Below are 6,000 nucleotides of genomic sequence, written 5' to 3'. Positions count from 1 at the left end.
AATCCTCCCGCGATGGACGAGTGCTACCAGCCTAGCCGGCCATACGGGCTCTACCCGGAGCTCCGGAAGGCGGCGTGAGCCGCTCCTCCCATGACCTCACAGTCGGCCGAGCGCCGCGGACAGGTCCCGGTTGAACAGCGTGTAACTTCTCGATCGCGGATCCAAGGCACGCACGCTCTGGATTACAACAGCGAGGTCGCGCGACTGGTCACCAACCTGATGCTGACCCGCTCCATGCCGCAACACCTCCTCAAGCGAGACTTTTGATGCGGCCGATCCGGGTCTCACCGACGAGATGGCGAGCGGCCCCTCCCGAACATGATCTTCGAGCAGAGCGGCGCCTTCTTCGAGCGGATACGCCACGCGATCTTTCAAGGCGATTTCCTGAAGCCATTCGGCAGACCGCAGGGTGTCGACCAGCGGACTGGAAACCGGATCGGCCTCGACGGCGGACGCGCGATCCATTTCCGGGCCTCGGGGAACGCACCAAAAGCTGTGCTGCTACGCCGAGGCGAAATCGTCTCCTGAGGTCCAGAACCTCGTCCGGTGGGGGCTCGGAGCCGCCGCAATGGCGAACCGGGCCTGATCCGACGTTTCGACCGGGGCAGGGCGCCCATGAAAGGGCTTTCAGGATGAGCCCCTGCCGGGGCCGGTCTCTACCGCCGCCCCGGCATCGCTCGACCGGTAGACGTGCTTGAGGAAGGCGATAAATGCCCGAGTTTTAGCCGGCACGAAGGCCCGACTCGGATAGACCGCGAAGATACCCGCGGAGGCCGCCGCCGTATAGGCCGGCAACACCACCTCCAGCGAGCCGTCGCGCAGCTCTGCGTGGACGTCCCAGGTGGACCGCAGCGCGATCCCGAGGCCGCTGAGCACCGCCTCCCGCACCACCTCGTTGGAATGGGTCCGCAGGGGGCTGGACGCGCCCACCGTACAGGGCCCGTCCGGCCCGACCAGCCGCCACGGGTTCTGGTTCTCCGTGGCGAGGCAGACATGCCCGCGCAGTTCATCGAGGGTTTTCGGGCGCCCCGCCGCGTCGAGATAAGCCGGCCGTGCGCACAGGACCCGGCGCACCGGGGCGAGCCGCACCGCCGTCAGTCCGGAACTCTCCAGCGCGCCGACCCGGATCGCGAGGTCGTAGCCGCGCTCCACGATCGATTCGAAATCGTCGCTTAGTTCCAGGTTGAGCACGAGGTCGGGGTGCAGGGCGAAGAAGGCTCGCAGGTGCGGGACGATGTGCAGCCGCCCGAAGGAACTCGGCGCCGTCACCCGCAGGGTCCCCCGGGCCCGGCTCGCGTCCTGCGACACGAGGCTCTCGGCCTCCGCGATCGCGTCGACGATCGGGGCGATCCGCTGGAAGAACGCCTCCCCGACATCGGTCGGGGCGACGCGGCGGGTGGTCCGGTGCAGCAGGCGCACGGAGAGCCGCTCCTCCAGGCGCTTCAACCGCTTCGACACCACCGCTACCGACAGACCGAGCTCCGACCCGACTTGGGTCAGGCTGCCGGTGCGGACCACACGGGCGAAGATCTCGAGGTCGCTCTGATCGTGCATTCTCAACGCTGCGGAAAGAATCAAATCCGTTTTGCTGCCTTTTTCGCGGGTGCCAAGGGGTCTACCGAGGGGAGCTCAAATAATTTTCACCTGCCGTTCGATTTATTCTGACGGCTGGCGCCCACCCCAGGAGACAGCCATGTCGAAGCTCGTCGTCGCCGAGGACCTCCGCGCCTTCCTGGCCGAGGAGGCGCTGCCCGGAACCGGGATCTCGGCCGAATCCTTCTGGTCGGGTTTCGCCGCCATCGTGCGGGATCTCGCGCCGCGCAACCGGGCGTTGCTCGACCGGCGCGACGGCCTACAGGCCGACATCGATTCCTGGCACCGCGACCATTGCGGCCAGCCGCACGACCCGGCCGCCTACGCGGCCTACCTGACCCGGATCGGCTACCTCCAGCCGGAGCCTGGCGCCGTCCGCGTGACCACCGAGAACGTGGATGCGGAGATCGCGGCCATCGCCGGCCCGCAGCTCGTGGTGCCGATCTCGAACGCCCGCTACGCGCTCAACGCCGCCAATGCCCGCTGGGGCAGCCTCTACGACGCCCTCTACGGCACCGACGCGATCCCGCAGGACGGCGACCTTGCCCCCAGCAAAGGCTTCAACCCGGCCCGCGGTGCCGCCGTGGTGGCCAAGACCAAGGCCTTCCTCGACGCGACCGCGCCGCTCAGCGTCGGCTCCTGGGCCGATGCCGTCGGCTTCTCCGTGACGGGCGGGCGCCTCGCGGTCGACCTCGGCGCGGGCCGCAGCGCCGGTTTGACCGGCACGGCCGCCTTCGCGGGCTTTACGGGTGACGCCGCGGCGCCGACCGCGCTCCTGCTGCGCCACAACGGCCTGCATCTCGAGATCGTCATCGACCGGACGAGCCCGATCGGCCGCACCGACCCGGCCGGCATCGCCGACGTGGTGCTGGAATCCGCCCTCTCGACCATCATGGACATGGAGGATTCGGTCGCCGCCGTGGATTCGGCCGACAAGGTCGCGGTCTACCGGAGCTGGCTCGGCCTGATGCGCGGCGACCTCGTCGCCAAGCTGTCCAAGGGCGGCCGCACGGTCGAGCGGCGGCTCGCGGAAGACCGCACCTACACGGCCCCCGATGGCGGCAGCCTGACCCTGCCGGGGCGGTCTCTGATGCTGGTGCGGCATGTCGGCCACCACATGCACACCGACGCCGTGACCCTCGACGGCGCCGAGATCCCCGAGACGATCCTCGACGCGGCGGTGACCGCGCTGATCGCACGGCACGACCTCGACGGCGCCCGGCGCAACAGCCGGACCGGCTCGGCCTACATGGTCAAGCCGAAGCTGCACGGGCCGGAGGAGGTCGCCTTCGCGGTCGAGCTGTTCGGCCGGGTCGAGGCGCTGGTCGGGCTGGCGCCGCGAACCCTCAAGATCGGCGTCATGGACGAGGAGCGGCGCACGACGCTCAACCTCAAGGCGGCGATCGCGGCTTCCTCCGACCGGTTGTTCTTCATCAACACCGGCTTCCTCGACCGGACCGGCGACGAGATCCACACCTCGCTGGAGGCCGGACCGGTGGTGCGTAAGGATGCCATGAAGGCGACCGCCTGGATCCAGGCCTACGAGGACGGCAATGTCGATGCCGGCCTCGCCTGCGGCCTGCCGGGCCACGCGCAGATCGGCAAGGGCATGTGGGCCGCCCCCGACCGGATGGCCGCCATGCTCGACGCCAAGGGCGCCCATCCCGAGGCCGGCGCCAACACCGCCTGGGTCCCGTCCCCGACGGCCGCGACGCTGCACGCGCTGCACTACCACCAGGTCGATGTCCGCGCCCGTCAGGCGGATCTCAGCACCCGGACGCCCGCAACCCGCGCCGCCATGCTGACCCTGCCGCTGGCCGAAGGCCCGTTCGCGCCGGAGGCGGTGCGGGAGGAACTCGACAACAATTGCCAGGGAATCCTGGGCTACGTGGTCCGCTGGATCGATCAGGGCGTCGGCTGCTCGAAGGTACCGGACATCCACGAGGTCGGCCTGATGGAGGACCGCGCCACCCTGCGGATCTCCAGCCAGCACATCGCCAACTGGCTGCGCCACGGGATCGTCGACCGGGAAGAAGTCGAGGAAACGCTCCGGCGGATGGCCGGCGTGGTCGACCGCCAGAACACGGACGACCCGGCCTACCAGCCGATGGCCCCGGGCTTCGACAGGCCGGCCTTCCGGGCCGCGCAGGCGCTCATCTTCGAGGGCGCCAGCCAGCCGAACGGCTACACGGAGTTCGTGCTGCACCGGTTCCGTAGGGAGGCCAAACGCGAAGCCAACGGCCGCACGGCCTGAGTTGCTACCTCTGCCGCGGACAGAGATGTACCGCGGCAGAGTCTGCCCTCAATTGCGACCGTCTCTCGGTCGTCCGGGATGATAAAGGTCCGCCTTGCGACTGCCTTCCACGCTCAAGGCATACGGTGATCGTCTCGATCCGGGATCGCGCATTGAAACAGCCCCGCGCGGCTGGGCAGGCGAGGCTGAGGGATCTCGGCCCGAGATGGTAGTTAGATCCGCCTAGCGGGCGAGCTGTTCCAGTCAGCGATGCGGCTGATGTCGACGCTGCGTGGCATGTCGCGAGGCGACCTCCGCGCGTCGACGGGCAGCCCGGACGCGCTCGATATCAACCATACCGATCGGCTGCGGGGGCGCCTCTCGGGTAAAAGGCATGTGGCTGCGAACGTCGCCGTAATAGTCCGCTCCGCTCATGCCGAACGCACCGGCTACGACGGGCCCCCCGATGGCAGGCTCTTCAGCAGCGGCGTCTGTGACAATGATGGCGAGAAAGGCAACGGCAAAGATCGAGCGCATGCCAGGAAGAGGCACAGCCGCTCGGAGCTACGCAAGGACTTCGAGATAACGATATCGTAGGTCCCTGAAACGACGAACAGCGGCGCGGCCAGCTCGGGGATGCCTACGTGGGCGAGATCCTGGCCTAGCGCTTGGTCGTTCCGTCGGTCTGCGTGGGTTCCAGCGCCATTGAGAGTGCCATGCCACTCGTGTTCGACCGCCTGACCAAATTCCTGACGCATGGCACAGGCATCGAGCTCAACGAGCGCGAGGTAGCGCGGTTTGAGCTGGAGAAGCTCGTAGTCAGTGCCGCAGCTTCGGCTTAGCGCCGGCGAACGATGCAAGGCCATCCACCTCCACCATCGCCAAGAAAGCTCGATAGGCATCCTGTTCGGTATCGAAGCGCTCATGCCAGCGGGTGCAGCCCCCCGATATGCTGACCACCTCCATTCGCCAGGCATCCCGCGTGCCGGCGGTGCGATAGATCTCGACATCGACGGTGATGTCACCGCGAGTGAATTTCCCCGACAACGGGGAGTGCTCGAAATCGCAATCGTCTTCCATGTGAATGAGCCTAAGGAACGCTTCGCCCTCACAGCTTCCTATGTGCAATGAGCAACGCCATCGCGCGAGCGGCCTACAGCGCCGCCTCTCGATAGCGTACACCCCTCTCGAATGCGACTAACGGGCAAAGCGGCGGTATCCGATCTGTGCGCCTGTCACGCCCTAAATTTCCTTTGCACAACCCTCGTCGGCTCTGTTGCGCGGGCCATTCCTGACGGGGGACCAGGACAGTTTGCCGGTGCAGTTGGGGCCCTCCGTCAAAGTGGCGTGCGCCTGATCGATCTCGGCTGCATGCAGATCAACCACCATTTCCATGGCGGGAAGTTCAGCTCGGTCGAGGCCATGATCGACCCGCACGCGAATGTCGAATACGCGACCCAGTTCCTCAAGGAACTGAAGCAGCGGGAGGGCAGCTGGACCCTGGCGGTGGCGCGCTACCACGCCGGGCCGAACAACAACGCGGCCCAGAAGGTCTATATCTGCCGGGTGATGACCAACATGGTCGCGACGGGCTTCGGGCAATGGACCCCGGCTGCGGCTCGGTTCTGCCGATGAGCCCGGCTCACAGACCCCGACAGCTTCCGGTACTGACCTTGACCTCCGTGCGATCCTCGGGGTTCAGCTGCGCCTCAACGAAGTTCAGCGTGTTGAGATCGATCAGGAAGAAGTAGACGCCGTTCTGGCATTTGATCGCGTTGCGCGGCGCGCGCTCGTTCAGCCGCGGCGATGCGGGCTGGCACTCGTAATAATCGGAGCGCCCGGCCGAGATCACGGTGAGCAGGCCACCGCTGGAGACCAGCGAGAAGGTGCGGGCCTTGCGCGGTTGCGGCTTCGCGCCCTCCGGTAGGCTGGGCGTCGCGAAATCGATCGCCGCGTCCTCGGTGCACGTCAGGGGCCGCCGCAGCTGGGCCGCCGATGGTGCGATGCTCAGCAGGAGCAGCGCACCGGCGAGCGCGACCCGGTCGGCGATCATCGGTCCACCATTCGTCACGCGTAAGTCGTTTCTACCGACACGCTAGACCGTTGTCCTCCGGTGTAAATGCCGCATGTTCGGCCGACAGGTTCAATCAACAGTTTCACCGACCTATTCGCGG

The 6,000-nt window shown here is 67.1% G+C and carries 6 protein-coding genes and 1 pseudogene; 3 read left to right on the top strand and 4 right to left on the bottom strand.

Features of this window, described 5'->3' with window-relative positions:
* Positions 1 to 96: 96 nt before the first annotated feature.
* Positions 97 to 465, bottom strand: coding sequence for a hypothetical protein (locus OXS27_RS20785; RefSeq protein WP_267358489.1), 369 nt, complete (start codon positions 463 to 465; stop codon positions 97 to 99).
* Positions 466 to 627: 162 nt separating this feature from the next.
* Positions 628 to 1,554, bottom strand: a complete 927-nt coding sequence (locus OXS27_RS20780; RefSeq protein ID WP_267358488.1) for a LysR family transcriptional regulator — start codon at positions 1,552 to 1,554, stop codon at positions 628 to 630.
* Positions 1,555 to 1,693: 139 nt separating this feature from the next.
* On the opposite strand from OXS27_RS20780, the gene OXS27_RS20775 reads away from it, so the two are divergent.
* Complete coding sequence (locus tag OXS27_RS20775) at positions 1,694 to 3,847, top strand: malate synthase G (RefSeq protein WP_267358486.1); 2,154 nt, start codon at positions 1,694 to 1,696, stop codon at positions 3,845 to 3,847.
* A gap of 258 nt (positions 3,848 to 4,105) precedes the next feature.
* The gene (locus OXS27_RS20770) at positions 4,106 to 4,423 is read left to right on the top strand and encodes a hypothetical protein (RefSeq protein WP_267358484.1); all 318 of its coding nucleotides are present in this window, start codon (positions 4,106 to 4,108) and stop codon (positions 4,421 to 4,423) included.
* 222 nt (positions 4,424 to 4,645) lie between these two features.
* Here the strand turns inward: OXS27_RS20770 and OXS27_RS20765 are convergent, their stop codons facing one another.
* Positions 4,646 to 4,906, bottom strand: coding sequence for a hypothetical protein (locus tag OXS27_RS20765; RefSeq protein ID WP_267358482.1), 261 nt, complete (start codon positions 4,904 to 4,906; stop codon positions 4,646 to 4,648).
* A gap of 255 nt (positions 4,907 to 5,161) precedes the next feature.
* Between OXS27_RS20765 and OXS27_RS20760 the strand changes: the two are divergent.
* A pseudogene (locus OXS27_RS20760) lies at positions 5,162 to 5,461 on the top strand (transglycosylase SLT domain-containing protein); the annotation flags it as partial.
* A gap of 7 nt (positions 5,462 to 5,468) precedes the next feature.
* Here OXS27_RS20760 and OXS27_RS20755 read toward each other — a convergent pair.
* Positions 5,469 to 5,897: a hypothetical protein gene (locus OXS27_RS20755; RefSeq protein WP_267358480.1), complete on the bottom strand. Its 429-nt coding sequence runs from the start codon at positions 5,895 to 5,897 to the stop codon at positions 5,469 to 5,471.
* Positions 5,898 to 6,000: the final 103 nt, after the last annotated feature.

It is taken from the genome of Methylobacterium sp. GC_Met_3 (assembly GCF_026540775.1).
Taxonomy (GTDB): domain Bacteria; phylum Pseudomonadota; class Alphaproteobacteria; order Rhizobiales; family Beijerinckiaceae; genus Methylobacterium.
The sequence above is the reverse complement of the archived record's forward strand: the minus strand, read 5'-3'. Positions and strand labels throughout refer to the sequence as shown.